General features: G+C 69.7%; 15 protein-coding genes. 8 read left to right on the forward strand and 7 right to left on the reverse strand.

The window, feature by feature from the left end; all coding sequences use genetic code 11:
- Window positions 1-138 precede the first annotated feature (138 nt).
- The 5 genes from AC1DWJ_RS07750 (at window position 139) to AC1DWJ_RS07770 (ending at window position 6,060) form a co-directional block, all read left to right on the forward strand.
- The gene (locus AC1DWJ_RS07750) at window positions 139-1,857 is read left to right on the forward strand and encodes a hypothetical protein (RefSeq protein ID WP_477620444.1); all 1,719 of its coding nucleotides are present in this window, start codon (window positions 139-141) and stop codon (window positions 1,855-1,857) included.
- 1,546 nt (window positions 1,858-3,403) lie between these two features.
- A complete protein-coding gene (locus AC1DWJ_RS07755; protein WP_457254578.1) occupies window positions 3,404-4,492 on the forward strand; it encodes a sigma-70 family RNA polymerase sigma factor in 1,089 nt (362 codons plus the stop codon).
- Window positions 4,489-5,388 (forward strand): STAS domain-containing protein, encoded by a 900-nt coding sequence (locus AC1DWJ_RS07760; RefSeq protein WP_477620445.1) that lies wholly within the window; start codon window positions 4,489-4,491, stop codon window positions 5,386-5,388. Before AC1DWJ_RS07755 ends, AC1DWJ_RS07760 begins: the two co-directional genes overlap by 4 nt.
- Window positions 5,385-5,774, forward strand: a complete 390-nt coding sequence (locus AC1DWJ_RS07765; protein ID WP_457254580.1) for an STAS domain-containing protein — start codon at window positions 5,385-5,387, stop codon at window positions 5,772-5,774. Before AC1DWJ_RS07760 ends, AC1DWJ_RS07765 begins: the two co-directional genes overlap by 4 nt.
- Window positions 5,767-6,060: a phosphatase RsbU N-terminal domain-containing protein gene (locus tag AC1DWJ_RS07770; protein WP_477620446.1), complete on the forward strand. Its 294-nt coding sequence runs from the start codon at window positions 5,767-5,769 to the stop codon at window positions 6,058-6,060. The genes AC1DWJ_RS07765 and AC1DWJ_RS07770 overlap by 8 nt, the downstream gene beginning before the upstream one ends.
- Before the next feature lie 61 nt (window positions 6,061-6,121).
- Here the strand turns inward: AC1DWJ_RS07770 and AC1DWJ_RS07775 are convergent, their stop codons facing one another.
- The 4 genes from AC1DWJ_RS07775 to AC1DWJ_RS07790 all read right to left on the reverse strand — a co-directional run bounded on the left by AC1DWJ_RS07775 (window position 6,122) and on the right by AC1DWJ_RS07790 (window position 11,204).
- A complete protein-coding gene (locus AC1DWJ_RS07775) occupies window positions 6,122-6,931 on the reverse strand; it encodes a hypothetical protein (RefSeq protein WP_477620447.1) in 810 nt (269 codons plus the stop codon).
- Between the two features lie 241 nt (window positions 6,932-7,172).
- On the reverse strand, window positions 7,173-7,829 hold the full coding sequence (locus AC1DWJ_RS07780) for an ABC transporter substrate-binding protein (protein WP_477620448.1): 657 nt from the start codon (window positions 7,827-7,829) through the stop codon (window positions 7,173-7,175).
- 306 nt (window positions 7,830-8,135) lie between these two features.
- Window positions 8,136-9,326, reverse strand: coding sequence for a YibE/F family protein (locus AC1DWJ_RS07785; protein WP_477620449.1), 1,191 nt, complete (start codon window positions 9,324-9,326; stop codon window positions 8,136-8,138).
- 165 nt (window positions 9,327-9,491) lie between these two features.
- The gene (locus AC1DWJ_RS07790; protein ID WP_477620450.1) at window positions 9,492-11,204 is read right to left on the reverse strand and encodes an NAD(P)/FAD-dependent oxidoreductase; all 1,713 of its coding nucleotides are present in this window, start codon (window positions 11,202-11,204) and stop codon (window positions 9,492-9,494) included.
- A gap of 61 nt (window positions 11,205-11,265) precedes the next feature.
- Between AC1DWJ_RS07790 and AC1DWJ_RS07795 the strand changes: the two genes are divergently transcribed.
- Window positions 11,266-12,702 (forward strand): tetratricopeptide repeat protein, encoded by a 1,437-nt coding sequence (locus AC1DWJ_RS07795; RefSeq protein WP_477620451.1) that lies wholly within the window; start codon window positions 11,266-11,268, stop codon window positions 12,700-12,702.
- Window positions 12,703-12,814: 112 nt separating this feature from the next.
- Here AC1DWJ_RS07795 and AC1DWJ_RS07800 read toward each other — a convergent pair whose 3' ends face one another.
- Window positions 12,815-13,270 (reverse strand): hypothetical protein, encoded by a 456-nt coding sequence (locus AC1DWJ_RS07800; RefSeq protein WP_477620452.1) that lies wholly within the window; start codon window positions 13,268-13,270, stop codon window positions 12,815-12,817.
- Between the two features lie 163 nt (window positions 13,271-13,433).
- Between AC1DWJ_RS07800 and AC1DWJ_RS07805 the strand changes: the two genes are divergently transcribed.
- Together AC1DWJ_RS07805 and AC1DWJ_RS07810 are read left to right on the forward strand one after the other, a co-directional pair.
- Window positions 13,434-14,159: a response regulator transcription factor gene (locus tag AC1DWJ_RS07805; protein WP_477620453.1), complete on the forward strand. Its 726-nt coding sequence runs from the start codon at window positions 13,434-13,436 to the stop codon at window positions 14,157-14,159.
- The gene (locus AC1DWJ_RS07810) at window positions 14,156-15,211 is read left to right on the forward strand and encodes a sensor histidine kinase (RefSeq protein WP_477620454.1); all 1,056 of its coding nucleotides are present in this window, start codon (window positions 14,156-14,158) and stop codon (window positions 15,209-15,211) included. The genes AC1DWJ_RS07805 and AC1DWJ_RS07810 overlap by 4 nt, the downstream gene beginning before the upstream one ends.
- Window positions 15,212-15,269: 58 nt before the next feature.
- Here the strand turns inward: AC1DWJ_RS07810 and AC1DWJ_RS07815 are convergent, their stop codons facing one another.
- Together AC1DWJ_RS07815 and AC1DWJ_RS07820 are read right to left on the reverse strand one after the other, a co-directional pair.
- Window positions 15,270-16,202 (reverse strand): carbohydrate ABC transporter permease, encoded by a 933-nt coding sequence (locus AC1DWJ_RS07815; protein ID WP_477620455.1) that lies wholly within the window; start codon window positions 16,200-16,202, stop codon window positions 15,270-15,272.
- Window positions 16,202-17,089, reverse strand: coding sequence for a carbohydrate ABC transporter permease (locus AC1DWJ_RS07820; protein ID WP_457254592.1), 888 nt, complete (start codon window positions 17,087-17,089; stop codon window positions 16,202-16,204). The genes AC1DWJ_RS07815 and AC1DWJ_RS07820 overlap by 1 nt, the downstream gene beginning before the upstream one ends.
- Between the last annotated feature and the right edge of the window lie 125 nt (window positions 17,090-17,214).

The following is a 17,214-nucleotide window of genomic DNA, read 5'->3' on the forward strand; positions in this document are numbered from 1 at the left end:
TACCCTCTCTTTACTATCTCTTGACCATTTCCTGACCTCCACCACACACTCAGCGCAGCACGCAGGGGTGTGGTGCGAACGACTGAACCGCACCCTCTGCGTCACCACATTCGGGACAAGAGGGCAGGGGCTCTACAGATGAACACGAAGCGGGTATCGATCGCGGTTGCGGTCTCAGCACTGGGTTTGGCCATCGCACCGGGGGTGGCGTCCGCAGCGAACAGCCAGCCGGCGTGTGGGACTCCTGCCAAGCAGGCGGTCTACTCCACCGTCGTCGTGCCGGGCACGGCTGCCGTGACGCACCAGGAGTACGAGTGGAGCTCGGTCTCCGCGGTCATCGAGCGGCAGTGGCACCAGTGGCTGGTGGACTCCGCGGCGATGGACGCGGTGTACGAGACCGTCCACCACGCAGCGGAGTACGTGACGGTGCCGGTCCCCGGCCTGCCCGCCTACGACGAGCAGGTCCTGGAGAGCGCCGCCTATGACGAGCAGGTCGTCGAGACCGCGGCGTACGACGAGCAGGTCCTCGAGACCGCCGCCTACGACGAGCAGGTCCTGCAGACCGCTGCCTACGACGAGCAGGTCGTCGAGACCGCGGCGTACGACGAGCAGGTCCTCGAGACCGCCGCCTACGACGAGCAGGTCGAGACCCCGGCGTATGACGAGCAGGTCGTGACCCCGGCCTACGACGAGCAGGTCCTGCAGACCGCGGCCTACGACGAGCAGGTCCTGCAGACCGCGGCCTACGACGAGCAGGTCCTGCAGACCGCGGCCTACGACGAGCAGGTCCTCCAGACCGCGGCCTACGACGAGCAGGTCATGACGTCGCCGGCCGTGTACGTCACGGAATACCTCTTCGTCAGCAAGAGCGGCCGGGAGCGCTGGGACGCCGACCCCAACTGGAACGCCAACAACAACGACAGCTCCGGCGGCTGGGTCGCCGCGAACCAGACCCGCCAGGGCGCGCTCGTCACGCCGGCGGTCTACACGACGGTCCACCACGACGCCGTCTACACCACCGTCCACCACGACGCCGTCTACACCACCGTCCACCACGACGCCGTCTACCGGACCGTGCACCACGACGCGGTGTACACGACGGTGCACCACGACGCGGTGTCCACGACGGTCCACCACGACGCCGTCTACACCACCGTCCACCACGACGCCGTCTACACGACGGTGCACCACGACGCGGTCTACGGCACGGTCCACCACGACGACGTCTACACCACCGTCCACCACGACGACGTCTACACCACCGTCCACCACGACGACGTCTACACGACCGTCCACCACGACGCCGTCTACACGACCGTGCACCATGCCGCCACGCCGGACACCACGACCGAGGTGCTGGTGTCCCCTGCCTGGGACGAGCAGGTGCTGGTCACGCCGGCCACCGACGAGGTCGGCCACTGGGAGGAGACCTGGTCGGTCGAGTCCCCCGGTGCGGCCTGGACGGCCACCGGCGAGACCCGCTCGGTCGCAGGGGAGACCCAGCTGCTCTGGGCCGCCACCTCGCCCGGTGAGGGTTGGACCGCGACCGGCGCGTACCGGACCGTCGAGGACACCCCGGCCGTGCCGGACTCGTCCGAGCAGGTGCTCGTCAGCGCCGCCGTTCCGGCCGGACCGGCCTGCGAGAAGCCGGTGACCGGTGACGGCGACACCGTGGTGCCCGAGCCAGCGAACCCCGCCTCGGCGGTCCCGGCTGCGGCCGGTCTCGTCAAGCCGGCAGCCGTCAACGAGCTCGCCTTCACCGGCTCGGACCCGACGCTGATGTGGCTGGGTATGGGCTTCCTGCTCGCCGGTATCGGCGTCTCGGCCGGCTACCGCAAGGTCGCGCAGAAGCGCTGACCCTCAGGACCGCATGGCACAGGGGTCCGCGACCCAGGGGGTGGGCCGCGGACCCCTTCCATGTCCCTGGTGCCCCACGTCCCCAGGGGCTCCAGAGCACAGTGGCTCCACGTCCCGGGGGCACACTGTGACAGTGCCGACCCGGCACCGGCCACCAGCCGGTGCCGGGTCGGCCAGCGTCAGGAGCTGCGCCGACCCGGGCTCATCGCGAAGGGACGACCACCGTGCGGCACTGCATGCAGCGGAAGGCGGCGGCACTGTGGTTGAAGAAGCCTGTGGTGATCAGGCTCCCGGTCAGGTCCCCGAGCACACCTCGGGACTGCTTGAACTTCACCCCCGGTGATCAACCGCTCGCTGGGCGCCGCCCGACAGGGGCGACGCCCGGCGAGTGACCCGTTGGGTCGTGCAACGCACCATGCCGCATCCGCGCCCCGACACACCAGAGCCAGCAAATCGTAGATATTGCAACCAAACTCTGGGCACCGTCAGCTCCTGTCTCGCCCAGACCGCACGGTGGGCCTGACGCCTTGAGATCCACCTCGTGACGTGAGCAGTCCGCGGACTCGGCTCCCACCCGTGCGCACAACGAGCCCATTTCCGTCCATTCCTGCCGTGAGCTCCGCGTCACGTCAACGCTCGAAGGGGTCTTCATGGGTGAAGGGTCAGCCAACCCACAGGCCCCCAACCCCATGGCCCGGCAGTGGCGTCCCTCCCGTCCCCCTCACCCGCAGGGCGCCACTGCCGCCTCACCAAGATCGGCCAGAACCCCCACGACTGGAGTCCCTGATGACCGTGATCGCCTTCCGCCCCCGACTCAGCGCCGAGGCGCGTGCCGCGGACAGTGACGGCACCCCCGTCACGGGCACGTTCCGGTCCCCGCGCGGTAACGCAGGGGTGATGACCGGGCACCTTCGGCTGCAGCGCCTGGTCCTCGTTCCCCGGGGGGCCTTCGTGACGGGCGTCCTCACTGGCGAGCTCCGGGAGCCCGACGGGACCGTGGTGGGTCGGGACTCGAGGCGGACCACAGCTCCTGCGGACCTGGTCCGAGATGACCTGGGGCTGCATCCCGTGGTCCGACCACTGGAGCTGGACCTGATGGGCATTGCCGTGCGCGTCGAGCCATTCGCGATCGAGCCCGGCGCGGTGTTTCCGTCGGCGCACCGACTCGCACGGCGCGGAGCTGGTCGCCCGCCGGTACGAGACCTCGGCGGTGGTGCACGATGAGAGGCGTTGCCCTGGCGGCTCCGGTGATCGTGCTCGCGATGGTGCACCTCCTGCAACGGCTGGAGTCCTGGGCGACGGACACCAGGCCGCGCACCATCAGTCGGCTGCAGGGGGCCGCTGCCCGCGAGGCCCAGGCAGTTCCACCGTCGCCACGCCCAACACAGGCTGCACAGGGTTGTGTCCAAGGGGAAGCATCGGAGCAAGGCTGATCCCACTGCGCGCACGCGGCGTTGACGGGCCGCGGGCGCCATGGCATCCGGACGGCATACATCGGCGCAGGTCAGGCGCGTGCAATGGTCGTTCTGGGCGTAGTGTCGCACTCGTGAGCACGGCGCGGGCACCCGGCGAACCGCCGCAGCCGGATGGCGCGGTCGACGTCGCCGCGCTGATCCCCATGCTGCGGCGGATCGTGGCTGCCCGGGTGGGTGAGCACCCTGCCGCCGAGGACCTGGTGCAGGAGACCCTGGTCAGGGTGCTCGAGGCCGAGGACCGCATCGAGCCGGGGATGATCGAGCCGTACGCGATCGCCACGGCCCGGAACGTCATGGCGACGATGTGGCGCCGCAAGGACAGTGAGTCTCGCAATCGCCACCGCGCCCTGGATCCCAGCGTGCCCGACGAGGCCGAGGACGTGGTCGTCGCGTCCGAGGAGCAGTCGGCGATCAACGAGGCCCTACGCCGGTTGACCGATCGAGAACGTGAGGTCCTGCTGGCCCACGAGATCACTGGCCAGGCGACCCGATCCCTGGCCGAGGAGTCAGGCAGCACTGCGGGCGCGGTCGCGGCCCAGCTGAAGCGGACCAGGGCACGTCTGCGGGTCGAGTACCTCCTCGCCCTCGAGCGCACCGAGCCGCCGACCGCCGAGTGCCGTCCCGTGCTGCTCGCGCTGTCGAGCGCGGACCGGCGCCGCCAGCGCGAGGTGGACGCCGGCAGGCACCTTCTCGAGTGCGAGCTCTGCGCCAAGCTCAGCCAGCCGCTCCTGGGCAGAGGACCGCTGCGCGACAACGAGATCCACGTGCCCATCAGCGCGGACCCGGACATCGTCGCCGCCCGTCAGGCAGCGCGCGAGCTTGCGGTCCGCGCGGGCTTCTCGGGGGCAGACCTGACCATGCTCGCGACGGCGGTCTCGGAGGTCGCGCGGAACATCGTCCGGTTCGCGTCGACCGGCGAGGTGACCATCGAGCTGCTGGAGGGACCACGGGCTGGGATCCACGTGGTGGCCCGCGACACGGGTCCCGGCATCGCCGATGTCGAGGTCGCCCTCAAGGACGGCTTCAGCACGTATGACGGCCTGGGCCTCGGACTGCCCGGAGCCCGCCGTCTCATGGATGAATTCAACATCGTCTCCGAGCCCGGACACGGCACCACCGTGACGATGACCAAGTGGTTCGACAAGAAGGGAAGCGCATGAGCCAGGACGACGGCGAGCAGGAGATCGAGGCGGTTCACAACGCACCCTCGAGCGGCGACCAGCTGCTCCCCCAGCTGGTGGCACACCTTCGGGAACACCGGGCGAAGCTCCGCGACGAGTGGGCCTCCCGCATCCGCGATGCCCACCTGCTGGAGGCGATGACCCCGCAAGAGATGTCCGCAGAGACCACCTCGGTGTACGACAACTACGTCGAGGTGCTCGAGACGGGCAGTGTCGAGGCGTTGCAGCACTATGCGCGAGACCTGTCCGAACGCATCATCCCCCGAGGCGTCGAGACCCACGAGGTGGTCGGCATCGTGCTGCTGCTGCGCGATGTCCTGGCTCGTTCCCTCTTCGAGAAGTACCAGCGCGACTTCGGCCTGCTCAACCGCATCCTCGACGCGTACGAGCCGGCCGCCAACCGGATCGCCAACACCGTGGCGGTCAGTTTCGTCGAAGAGCGCGAACGCGTCATCAGGCAGCAGCAGGACGCGATCCGCGAGCTGTCGACGCCAGTGCTGCCGGTGCGCGAACGGCTGCTCATCCTCCCGATCATCGGAGTCCTGGACGGCGAGCGGGCTCGCCAGCTGACCGAGCAGCTGCTCAGCGGCATCCGCACCCACCGGGCCAAGGTCGTCGTCATCGACATCACCGGCGCACCGGAGGTGGACGAGACCGTCGCCAACCACCTCGTCCAGACGGTGGATGCCTCACGGCTGATGGGGGCGAGCGTGATCATCACCGGGCTGTCCCCCACCATCGCCCAGACCTTGGTCACGATCGGGGTCGACCTGAGCAAGATGAACACCATCGGCGACCTCCAGGGCGGGCTCGAGGAGGCCGAGCGACTGCTCGGCTTCACGGTCACGCGCAAGGTGGTGACTGACGGCTCGTGAACTCAGGACCGGCTCTCGTCTCCATCCTGCGGCAGGGTGACACCCTCGTCGCGTCGGTCCACACTGCCCTGGACGACTCGGAGATGGTCCGGTTCCAGAACGACCTCGTCAGCCGGATCGGCGAGCATCGGGCTCGTGGGGTCATCATCGACGTGGCTGCCCTGGACGTGATCGACAGCTTCGCCTCTCGCACGCTTCGATCGATTGCCGACATCGCGCGCCTGCGGGGAGCGGTGACGGTGATCGTGGGGATCCAACCGGAGGTCGCCTTCTCGATGGTGCGCCTGGGCATGGACATGGGTGATGTGCCGACGTCCCTCGACCTCGAGGAAGGCCTGGCCTACCTGGCACGGGTGAACGGCGCCGGGAAGCACGGTCATGAGTGAGCTGGACGACGCCACGCTCGACTACCGCGTGGCGTTCCAGCGATATCTCCCGCGGCGCAGCGAAGCCGCCCTCACCGACGGCTACGACCTCGGGCGCCGCGCCATCGTCCACGGGGTCAGCTTGCTCGACCTGGTGCACGTGCACCACGTCGTCCTGGCCGAGGTCCTGGCGGACACCCCCCGCGAGGACGTCGGTCGCGTCACGACCGCCGCGGGCGACTTCCTCCTCGAGGTGCTCGCCACCTTCGACATGGCCCACCGACGCCTGCGGACGTCGTCCGAGTGACGGCGACATCCCACGGCGCGGTCTCCTGAGTCAGAGACCGCGCCGTGGGGATGCTGCCTATCTAGTCAGCGACGTCGATCGGGTCGACCCGGTCGACCCGGCGGTGGAACCGCATGCCGGCGGCACCGCCGGCGATCGCACCCACCAAGCTGGCCACGGCGGCCAGGACCAGGGCCACCACACCAGCGGTGTTCAGCTCTGACGTGCTCACCGGCAGGCGGGGGAAGCTGTTCAGCTGTCCGAGGACGTCGTACTTGCTTCCCGCCACGGCTCCGACGACCGCCACCACCACGGCGACGACGAGCGCCCACAGCCACACGGCGAAACCTTGCTTGGCGCCGTTGAACCGAGCCATCCGACCGGCGACGTACCCGCCGCAGTAGTAGCTGACGAAGAGGATGATCGCGAGGGCAAGGGCCCCCACGACTCCCACGGTGGCCACCTGTTCGGAAGCGGCGTCGACAGCCTCGCCCGCGTCCGTCCCGGTGCCCAGCTCCACCGCCGTCCCGGCGGCTGCCAGGAGAGCAGTGAGGATGACGGCCATGCCCATGGCGGTGAGCCAGCCGAAGAAGGCCGAGCCGATCTTCACCCCACCGAACCGGTCCGCCTGGACCGCGGCCAAGCGGTCGCCGTCGGCGACCCGGTCGCGGTCGGCGACCCGGTCGCGGTCGGCGACCCGGTCGCGGTCGGCCACCCGGTCGCGGTCGGCCACCCGGTCGCGGTCGGCCACCCGGTCGCGGTCGGCCACGCGGTCGCGGTCGTCCAGCCGCTCTGCCTGCCTGCCGTCACGCCGATCGCTGTCTGCCAGGTCGCGGTCAGTGCTGCGTCTTTCGTCCTGCTCGGTACCGCGCGGTTCGTGCGTGCTGCTCATGTGTGCCTCCTTGAAAGGGGCCTGGACAGGATCGTCGTCCGGACGTGTGCCGATGTGCACCAGTGCTCCGTGACGGTCCCGGGGCGGGGTCTGCCGCCTCGAGGTACCTACCCCGACTCGGGCCGCGCGAAACCCGGAGGAGATGGCCCCCGCCGGTCCTCCGGGTCTCGCCTCGCCTGACAGTGGCGCCGCTCGTCGCGCGCAGGGCGCCACTGCCAGCGAGGGTTCGAGGCTGGAGCGCTCAGACCCCCAGTCCGTTGAGGATGGCGAGGATCTGGTTCAACAGGCCCGCGATCTGGCCGAGCGGACCGCCGCCGTCGAGGAGGCCGGCGACCGCGCAGAGAAGGTTGCCCAGGAGGTTGCCCGCCCCGGTCGTGGCAATGATGTCGAGCACCACCTGGTCGAGGTGGACCTCAAGCCCCAAGAGGTTCAGGTCCAGTGGGCCGAGCACCAGGTTCAGGATGTCGCAGCTTGCGGCCATCACGCCGGCGCCCATGGCGCCGGTGGTCGCCTGCTGCACCGGCAGGTTCATCGTCTTGGTGTGCGGCACCGAGCCACGGGCGCCCTGCAGCGTGGTCGTGACGGCACTGCGCATCATCAGCTTGTCGCCGGAGCTCCAGAACTTCTGCGGCACGATGTCCACCGTGGCGGCCCCGGTCCGGCCCTTCTTGTCGGTCCACGTCCCCTGGTAGCTCCAGGCCTTGCCCGCGCTCGTCGTCGAGTGGGCCGCCTTCGCTGCACCCGCGTGAGGTGAGGCGGCCTGCGCGGAGCCCACGAGGAGCGGACCAGTGGTTGCGACGGTGGCCGCCGCGACGATGGCCACGACGCGCGTCGTGAACCTCTTGCGCACCCTGCCTGCCGTGTGGTCACCGGTTCGTGCTGACTTCGCTTGCAACATGATGGGTTCTCCTCCCGGGGCTCCCTGTCGGGCACCCGCTGATGGACCTGCGATGTCGTGCCCGGTCCGGCTCGCCAGCCCATCTCTCGTGCAGGTGCTGGCGCCCGGTCGTGGCACGTACTGAAGACCCCCACCCAGGGCGCGCATGACGGGAGATCAGGGAGAGGCGCGGGCTTCGATTGCGCTCAACTGGCCCTACGCCGTGCGGGAGGCGTGGTCGCGGCTGACCAGCGGTCCGCGTCATACACCAGCCCTCAAGGCGTCCCGCGCGAGCTGGACCCGGTCGTCACCGCAGCGGACCAAGCCTCACGCAGGTGTCCGGCGCGAGCGGGCGACGTATGCCGCGGCGGCGGTCGTGATGGGGACCGCCGCGATGAGGCCGATGGTGCCGACAGCACTACGGACCAGCTCGGTCGCGACGAGCTGGTCGGACAGCACCTGGCCGAGGGGGTCGTCGAGGGCGACGATGAGCACGAGCAGCGGCAGGGACGCGCCCGCGTAGGCCAACACGATGGTGTTGATGACCGACGCGATGTGGGCCCGCCCGACTCGCGTCGCGGCGGCATACAGCTGCTTGCCACCCAGCTCCGGGTTGGCCCGGGCGAGCTCCTCCACCGTCACCGCCTGGGTGACGGTGACGTCGTCGAGGACGCCCAGGGAGCCGATCAGGATGCCGGCGAGGAGCAGCCCCCGCAGGTCGACCCCGTGGGACTGGCCGACGATGAACGAGCTCTCGTCGCCCGCGCCGGAGAGACTCATGGCCCCGACGGCCAATGTCGAGAGGAGTCCCGTCAGCAGCAGGCTCGCCAAGGTCCCCGCGAGCGCCACCGTGGTCGTCCGTCCCAACCCGTGGGTGAGGTAGAGGACGACCAGCACGATCGCCGAACAGCCGACGATGGCCACCGGCAACGGCGGTTTGCTGTCGAGGATCGCCGGGATCACGAACCCGAGGATGACGGTGAAGGTGAAGCCCAGCCCGAGCAGCGCGGTGAGACCGCGCCACCGTCCGAAGGCCAGCACCGCCAGGACGAACGCCGCGAGGAGCGCCCACAGCTGGGTGCCTCGCTCGTGGTCGATGATCGCGTAGCGGGAAGCCGCGTCGTTGCCGGGCGAGTAGGTCAGGACCGCCTTGTCACCGACGTGGACCGTGGGTGACCCGACGCCGGTCGGCAGCGGGACCGTGAACGTGTTGCCGGCCTGGTCACCCGTCGTCAGCCGCACCTGGGCGCTGCCGCACGGCAAGGTGGTCGCCGCTGGGGGTTGTGACTGCTGCAGCTGGTCCGTGGCGGGCGGGCAGGGCTCGACGTCCATCGTCGTGACGACACCGTTGACCTGCTGGGTGTCCGGGGCGCCGGCCACAGCCGCGGTGCTGTCCGGCCAGAGCCAGACCATCGCCAGCGCGACCGCGCAGAGCACGACTGCCACCGCGAGGAGCACCTTGGGTGACGTGTTCAGTCCGCTGGCGTGCGCGTGGGGGTGTGCGTGCCGTCCCGCCACCAGTCTTCCTCACCGCTCGACGAACGGTCGCCCCGAGCGGGCGCCCGACTACCGCGCCCATCCTGCCTTGCCCATGGGCGCCGTGGTGCCCCAGCCCGCGACGCGAACCGCGACGGCGGTACCAGCCCCGTCACACACACCGCTTCTGGATGAGGTGAGCAGCTGTCAACCCCCTGCAGAGTCCACCTGTTGCAGGTACTCATGCACCTCCTGGATCGCGACGGACCCTTCTCCGGCGGCAGATGCCACGCGCTTGACTGACCCCGAACGCACGTCGCCCACCGCGAAGACCCCCGGCATCGACGACTCGAACACGAAGGGCGCTCGGGCTGGCGACCAGCCGTTGCTTGCGGCCCCCGTCACGACGAAGCCGTAGCGGTCGCGGGCGACCTGTTCGGGCAGCCAGTCCGTGTGCGGCTTCGCACCGATCAGGATGAAGACAGCATCGGCCGGCACTGTCTCGATGGCACCTCGCCCGGAGTCCTGCAGGGTGAGGCTCTCGAGTTCTCCGTCGCCCGTCCCGTCGACGATCTCGGTTCGGTAGCGAACGTCGATGTTGAGCTGTCCCTCGATCTCCTCGATGAGGTAGCGCGACATCGTTTCGGCGAGCGTGGTGCGTCGCACCAGGATGGTCACCTTGCGCGCGTGCGCGGCCAGGTGGACGGCCGCCTGTCCGGCCGAGTTGCCGGCCCCCACGACGAAGACGGTCCGTCCGGTGAACCGTTCCGCCTCCGAGGCGGAGGCACCATAGAAGACGCCCCGTCCGACCAGCTCGTCGAGGGATGGGATGCCCAGCCGGCGGTAGCTGACCCCCATGGCGAGGACGACGGCGCCAGTCGCGATCTCCGCACAGTTCGACGTGGTCAGGTACAGCCGGTCGGCGTCGCTGCGGATCTCCTGGGTCTGGCACATCTGTAAGAACGTCGTCCCGAACACCCACGCTTGCTGGTGCGCCCGGGTGGCGAGGTCGGCACCCGTGACTCCACGCTGGAAGCCGAGGTAGTTGCGGATCAGTGAGCTCGACCCGGCCTGCCCGCCGATCGTCTCGCGTTCGATCACCAGGGTGCGCAACCCTTCCGACGAGGCGTACACGGCCGCGGCGAGCCCGGAGGGCCCGGCGCCCACGACGGTGACGTCGTACTCACGGGAGCCTTGCAGGCGGGTGCGCGCGCCATACGCTTCGGCGATCTCGATGTTGGTCGGGTCGACCAGAACCCGCCCGTTGCGCTGGACGACGACGGGAACGGCGGCGTCGGCCTCGCCGACCTCGTCGAGGATCAGCCTGCCCGCTGGCGACCCTGTCGGGTGGAAGACGAAAGGCACCCGGTTTCGGCTGAGCAGGCTGCGCAGCTCTGAGGCGCGGGCGTTGCCTGCCTCGGCGACGATCGACAGCTCCCGCGACAGCGACGCGTCTGAGCCGACCCACTCGTGGAGGTTCTCGGTCACCGTCCGGTGGAACAGCTCGTCGGCTGCCCGCCACGGCTTGATGGCGTAGTAGTCGATCTGCCCGAGGCCGATGCCTCGGCGCAGCGGGTGGGCTGTGGCATCCATCGCCCACTCGCCCCACGAGATCAGGAGGAGCCGGCGGGAGTGGGGGAAGAGCTCCCTGGCCTGGGCCAGGAGCTCGCACCCCGTGCCGTCGGGCAGCCACTGGTCGGACAGGACCAGGGCCACCCGCTCCCCTGCCTCCCGCAGAGCGGTCAGCTGGTTCAGCGCCGAGGTCGCCGCGCGGGCGGTCCGTATCTGGTACGCGCGGCCGTAACGGTCGTTCAGCTCTTGGCCCAGGAGCTCGATGGCGTCCGGGTCGTCGTCGACAGCCAGGATGACCGGACGTCGCTCGGGTGGGTCGACGTCTCGCGGAGCCGGGATGGGGGCCACGCCCCCATTGTGACGTCACGGATTCGTAGCGACGAGCCCGACTTTCTTGGACACTGACATCATGACCGAGCCCTCGACGCTTCCCGAGGCCAGCGACGCCGTGTCGCGCTACGCATGGGGCGAGGCGTTTCAGCTCTTCGCGGCGGCGGATGCTGTCGCGCCGCTCGGTCCCGACGAGCTCGACCAGATGGCCGAGTGCGCCTGGTGGATCGGCAAGATGCGCCACTGCATGGCGCTTCGTGAGCGCGCCTACGAGACGCACCGGAAGCAGGGCAACCCGAGCCGGGCGGCTCACGTGGCGATCGACCTCGCCCAGCACTACGGCGACCTCGGTGAGCGCGGCACGGCCACGGCGTGGCTGCAGAACGCTGCTCGGCTGCTCGAGGGACAGCCCGAGAACGCCGAGCACGGGTGGCTCAGCTTCGCGCGGAGCATCGCCGCGCGCGACATCGGCGACCTCGGTGCGGTGGTCGAATGTGCCAAGAAGGCTGAGGACCTGGGCGCACGACATGGCGACAAGGACCTGTACGCACTGGGACATGCGTTCCACGGCATCGGCCTGGTGTACTCCGACGACCCCGACCGGGGCCTTCGCATGGTGGAGGAGGCGACGCAAGGCGCCGTGGCCGGCGACCTGGGTGCCCGCGCGACCGGAATGATCTACTGCATGATGATCGCGGTCAACGCACAGGTCGCCGACTGGCAGGCCGCGGGTCGGTGGACCGAGGCAGCCACGCGATGGTGCAACCGGCAGGCCATCAACGGCTTCCCCGGTGTCTGCCGGGTCCACCGGGCCGAGATCCTCCGCTTGCGAGGGTTCCTGGCCGAGGCGGCGGACGAGGCTCTGACCGCCACGACAGAGCTGGGCTCCTTCAACCTGACCTTCTCCGCGCTCGCCTTCCGGGAGCTGGGCGAAGTCAGGCTCAAGCTGGGCGAGCTCGACGCGGCGGAGGATGCCTTCCGTCAGGCGGAGGAGATGGGCGTGACGCCGCAACCAGGTCTCGCCCGGGCGCTCGTCCAGCGGGGTCGCCCGGGGGCCGCCGCCACAGGCCTGCGGCGGATGCTCGGCAGCCAGGGCCTGGGTGCACTGGAGCGAGCGAAGCTGCTTCCCACTCAGCTCGAGGTCGCCCTGATGCTTGACGATCTCCCGACGGCGCGGACGGCCGCGGCCGAACTGGCCGAGATCGCGTCGCACCACGGGACACCCGCCCTGCGGGCGGTCGCCGACGCCGGCGAGGCCGCGGTCCTCCTCGCCCAGGACGACCTCGCCGACGCCGAGAGGGCGGCACGCAACGCGCACCGGCTCTTCACCGAGATCGACCTGACGTACGAGGCGGCCCGGGTCTCCTCGCTGCTCGGACGCATCTACGAGTCAGGGGGCGACCTGGATCGGGCCCGCGCCCAGCACGAAGCCGCACTGGCGACGTACGCCAGGATCGGTGCCGTGGTGGACGCCGCAGACGAACGGGCGATCCTGACCAAGCCCCAACTCGCATAGCTGCCCACACGGCATACCGAGTGTTGAGCGGACGGGGGAATGGCGGAGCCGTCCCGGTTCGCCTGGGCGGTGAACCGGGACGGCCACGCGGGCTGCACCAGCGGCGCTTCGCTCAGCGGCGGGCGGGCACCTTGTTCAGGGTGCAGACGAAGTACTTCACGATGCCGTCGTCGACGAGGGCGCCGGACGCCAAGGCTGCCCGGATCTCCGAGGCCGAGTCCAGGACGCCGTTGCCGTCGAGGTCTCCGGCTGCCAGCGCAGCTCCATACCCGTCCGGAGTGGAGACCTTGTGCACCTGCCACCGGCCGCCGTTGAAGCCCGGGTCGCCGGGCGCCGCGGTGGCCACGCTGGGCTGCGCGCCGAAGAAGTTGTAGATGGTGTCCCAGCTCTGCGCGGGCGCCCCTGTCCCGGACAGCTCGGTTGGTGTCGCCACCGTCCGGTAGAGGACGTGGTCCACATAGATCGCCGGTCCGGAGACCCCGGACGCGTATGCCGCCGGCCCCAGGCCCAGCACCGCGACGCCACCCGTCGCGATCGCACCGACGATGCGGAATGCCTTGCGATTCATGGAACTTCCTCACTTCCCACCGCCACGGTGGCGGCTCTGGGTCGAGTCAAGCGGGCCACTGCACCGACATGCCATGACGTGGCGGTTACGCCCTCCTTACGAGGTCCTGACGAGCGCCCTCCAGGGTGACGCCCGACGGTGGGGGTGCACCTATCCTCGAACCATGGTCAGCGCCCTCGTCGTCGATGATGACCCGACCGTGGGCGACGTCGTCGGTGCGTACCTGGCCCGTGCCGGGTTCGACGTGCACCGCGCCTCCGACGGGGTGACCGCGCTCGACCTCGCCGCCCGTACCGCGCCGGACGTCGTCGTGCTGGACCTCATGCTCCCCGGGATGGACGGGCTCGAGGTCTGCCGACGGCTGCGCCGTGACCAGCCACAGGTCCCCGTCGTGATGCTCACGGCGCGGGGCGGGGAGACCGACCGGATCGAGGGCCTCGAGCTCGGCGCGGACGACTACGTGACGAAGCCATTCAGTCCGCGCGAGCTCGTCCTCCGCGTGCAGGCGATCGTCCGCAGGGCCGCTGGCCAGTCCGCGGCCGACCGGCCCGACGACAGGGCCGCCCCGCTCCCGGCACGGGTCACCGACGGCGACCTCGTCCTTGACCGGCTCGCGCACGTGGTTACGCGGGCAGGCTCGCCGCTGGCGCTGACGACACGCGAGTTCGCCCTCCTCGACTGGTTCCTGCGACACCCGGGGATCGTGCACCGGCGCGAGGAGCTCATCCGCGACGTCTGGGAGTGGGAGTTCGGCGACAAGTCGACCGTCACCGTCCACGTCCGCCGGTTGCGCGAGAAGGTCGAGGACGAGCCCTCCACTCCGCAACGCCTCGTCACGGTCTTCGGTGTCGGCTACCGGTGGGACCGCACAGACCCGGACGCCCGATGAGCTCCGCCCAGCTCTCGGCGGTAGGGCTGTCGGCTGCCGTCGCGCTCGCCGTCGGGCTGGCAGGGGTTGCCGTGGTGGTGGCCCTCACCCGGCGATCGCTGGGCGCGGCCGCGGTCGCCGCACCGGTCGTCGTCGTCATCTCCGTCGCCGCCGGGGTCTATGCGAGCTCACGTGCCATGTTCCTGCGCCCCGAGGACTCCACCACCGTCCTCCTCGTGCTGCTCGCGGCCGTCCCGGTCGCCGCCGGCCTGGGCGGCCTCGTCGCCCGACGGGTCATCGCCGCCGACCGGGCCGCCACCGCAGAGCGAATGCAGAGGGAGCACGAGGCCCGCTCGGAGTCCGACCGGCGCGAGCTCGTCGCCTGGGTCTCGCACGACCTACGGACCCCGCTGGCCGGAATCCGCGCCATCAGCGAGGCGGTCGAGGACGGGGTGGCCGCGGATGTCCCCACCGCCATGGCGATGGTGCGCGACTCGGTGATGCGCATGGACGACCTGGTCGATGCCCTGCTCGCGCTGTCCCGCCTCCAGGCCGACGACCCGGGCCTGACGATGAGCGACATCGACGTGGGTGACCTCGTCTCGGACACGGTGGCCGGCTTGGTTCCGCTCGCCCGCGCCCGCGACGTTCGGCTCACCGGGTCGGCCACCCCGGGAGTGCGGGCCACAGTAGCCGCGACCGAGATCCAGCGTGCGGTGGCGAACCTGGTGGTCAACGGGATCCGGCACACGCCGTCCGGCGGCGAGGTGGAGACGACCGTCACGACACACGGGCCCGGAAGTGTCCTGGTCACGGTGCAGGACCAGTGCGGCGGTATCCCCGAAGGTCTGGCCGCGCGCATCTTCGAGACCGGGTTCCGAGGAACCGAGGCACGGACCCCCGGGGACGGCGGTGGCGCGGGTCTCGGGCTGGCCATCGTGGCCGGTGTCGCAAAGGCCCACGGCGGAACGGTCTCTGTCGTCAACACCACGGACGGGTGCCGCTTCTCGCTGCACCTCCCGGCCCTCCAAGGGTCGAAGGCGAGACCGGTGACGGCACCCGGGACCCGCTGAGCTCGCACACGCTTGTGCCGCAGGACCACGCGGTACGGCACGCGGGGTGTCGGGGACGCTACTTGCCGATGCCGTCGGTCAGCCCCCTGAGGAACTGGCGCTGACCGATGAGGAACAGGACGATCATGGGCAGTGCGGCCATGGTCAGCCCGGCGAACTGGACGGGCCAGTCGGTGAGCAGTCGGCTCTGCATGTCCATCAGTCCCACGGGCAGCGTCTTGAGGTCGCCGGTGCTGATGAAGACCAGCGCGAACACGAACTCGTTCCACGCGAAGAGGGCCTGGAGCAGGGCCGCGGAGACGAGGATCGGTCGACACATCGGCAGGATGACCTGCCAGAAGGCCTGCGTGGGCGAGCACCCGTCCAACGTGGCAGCCTCATCGACCTCTGGGGGGATGTCGATCATGTACGCCCGGATCAGGAAGGTCGTGAAGGGAATGCGGAACGCGGTGTAGAGGACGATGAGCGCCCAGTAGCTGTCGTAGATGTGCAGCTGCTGCAGCAGGCCGAAGAGGGGGATGAGGGCCACGGTCGGTGCGAGCATGAGCCCGCCGAGCAGGAGCCCGAGGATCGTCCCCCCGAAGGGGACGCGCAGCCGCACGAGCCCATAGGCCGCCCAGGCGCTGAAGAGGACGGTGGTGAGGATCGAGGCGGACGTCACCAGAACGCTGTTGACGAAGTAGCGCACGACTCCTGCGCTGCCGGCCCTGCCGAAGTTGCCCCAGCGCAGCTCGCCCGGAAGGCCCCATGGGCTCGCGAAGACCTCTTGGTTGCTCTTGAAGCTGCTGAAGACCATCCACAGCAAGGGATAGAGGACGGCGACGACGAGCAGTGCGAGCCCGAGCCACACTGCCAGGCGCGTTGCTCGGGCCCCGATGCGACGCGCTGCCCGCGCCGACCTCGCGACTGCCGGGGTGTTCGCCGACGGGGCCAGGGTCGGACGTGCCGCCTTCTGGCGGGTGGGGGTGGGTGTGGGGCTGGAGGCGGACATCACCATTGGATCCTCCGTCGGCGGCTGACGACGATCTGGACGGCGCCGATCGCAAGCGTGATCACGAAGATGACCGTGGCGATGGCGGACGCATATCCCATGTCGTCGTTGAGGAAGGCGTTGCGGTAGAGCCAGGTGCCCAACACCTGGCTGGAGTTCGAGGGCCCACCTGCGGTCATGACCATCACCTCGTTGAACACGAGGAAGGCTCCGGAGACGGTGAGGATGATGATGAGCGTCGTCATCTCGCGGACCATGGGCACGGTCACCGAGAAGAATCTCCGGATCGGGCCAGCGCCATCGACCTTCGCAGCCTCGTGGAACTCCTTGGGGATCCGCTGGATTCCGACGACGAACAAGATCGCGGTGTAGCCGATGGACTGCCACTGGCTCATCGCGATGATGCTGCCCATGGCGGTGCCCGGCTCCCCGAGCCACGAGTGCTGCCAGCTCTCCAGCCCCACTGCTCCGAGCAGGCGGTTCACGAGCCCGATCTCGGGGTTGTAGAGGAACGAGAAGAGGATGCCCGCGACCGTGATCGAGATGACGGCGGGGATGAAGTAGATCGTGCGGAGGATGCCACGCAGTCGTTCGTGCACGAACTCCTCGAGCAGGGCCGCCAGGACGAGCGAGAACCCGACCTGGAAAACCAGCGACACGATCGCGAACACCGTGTTGTTCCGCAGCGCCGTCCAGAAGATCGGGTCGTGGAACGCCGTGCGGTAGTTGTCGAGCCCGACGAAGGTCGGCGCTACCGAGAACGCGTTCCAGGAGAACAGGCTCAGCCGCAGGTTGTCGACGATGGGGTAGTAGACGAAGACCAGCAGCAGGACCAGTGCGGGCAGGACCCAGGCCAGCGACCGCCATCGCATCAACGTGGTGCTCATATGTCATGCCCTCCTCGGGTGGGCGTTGGTCGGTCGACGCTGACCGACCGTGTCGAGGTCGGACCGGGTGGTCCTTGGTCGGCGGGGCGGGCAGGTCCCATGATCCGCCCGCCCCACCAGGGTGT

This window comes from Pedococcus sp. P2_D7, assembly GCF_056404295.1.

What these genes read in the sequence shown, in the direction of transcription:
- AC1DWJ_RS07750 (WP_477620444.1), top strand. Translation starts at nt 139, where the DNA reads ATGAACACGAAGCGGGTATCGATCGCGGTTGCGGTCTCAGCACTGGGT.
- AC1DWJ_RS07760 (WP_477620445.1), top strand. Translation starts at nt 4,489, where the DNA reads ATGAGCCAGGACGACGGCGAGCAGGAGATCGAGGCGGTTCACAACGCA.
- AC1DWJ_RS07770 (WP_477620446.1), top strand. Translation starts at nt 5,767, where the DNA reads ATGAGTGAGCTGGACGACGCCACGCTCGACTACCGCGTGGCGTTCCAG.
- AC1DWJ_RS07775 (WP_477620447.1), bottom strand. Translation starts at nt 6,931, where the DNA reads ATGAGCAGCACGCACGAACCGCGCGGTACCGAGCAGGACGAAAGACGC.
- AC1DWJ_RS07780 (WP_477620448.1), bottom strand. Translation starts at nt 7,829, where the DNA reads ATGTTGCAAGCGAAGTCAGCACGAACCGGTGACCACACGGCAGGCAGG.
- AC1DWJ_RS07795 (WP_477620451.1), top strand. Translation starts at nt 11,266, where the DNA reads ATGACCGAGCCCTCGACGCTTCCCGAGGCCAGCGACGCCGTGTCGCGC.
- AC1DWJ_RS07800 (WP_477620452.1), bottom strand. Translation starts at nt 13,270, where the DNA reads ATGAATCGCAAGGCATTCCGCATCGTCGGTGCGATCGCGACGGGTGGC.
- AC1DWJ_RS07805 (WP_477620453.1), top strand. Translation starts at nt 13,434, where the DNA reads ATGGTCAGCGCCCTCGTCGTCGATGATGACCCGACCGTGGGCGACGTC.
- AC1DWJ_RS07810 (WP_477620454.1), top strand. Translation starts at nt 14,156, where the DNA reads ATGAGCTCCGCCCAGCTCTCGGCGGTAGGGCTGTCGGCTGCCGTCGCG.
- AC1DWJ_RS07815 (WP_477620455.1), bottom strand. Translation starts at nt 16,202, where the DNA reads ATGTCCGCCTCCAGCCCCACACCCACCCCCACCCGCCAGAAGGCGGCA.
- AC1DWJ_RS07820 (WP_457254592.1), bottom strand. Translation starts at nt 17,089, where the DNA reads ATGAGCACCACGTTGATGCGATGGCGGTCGCTGGCCTGGGTCCTGCCC.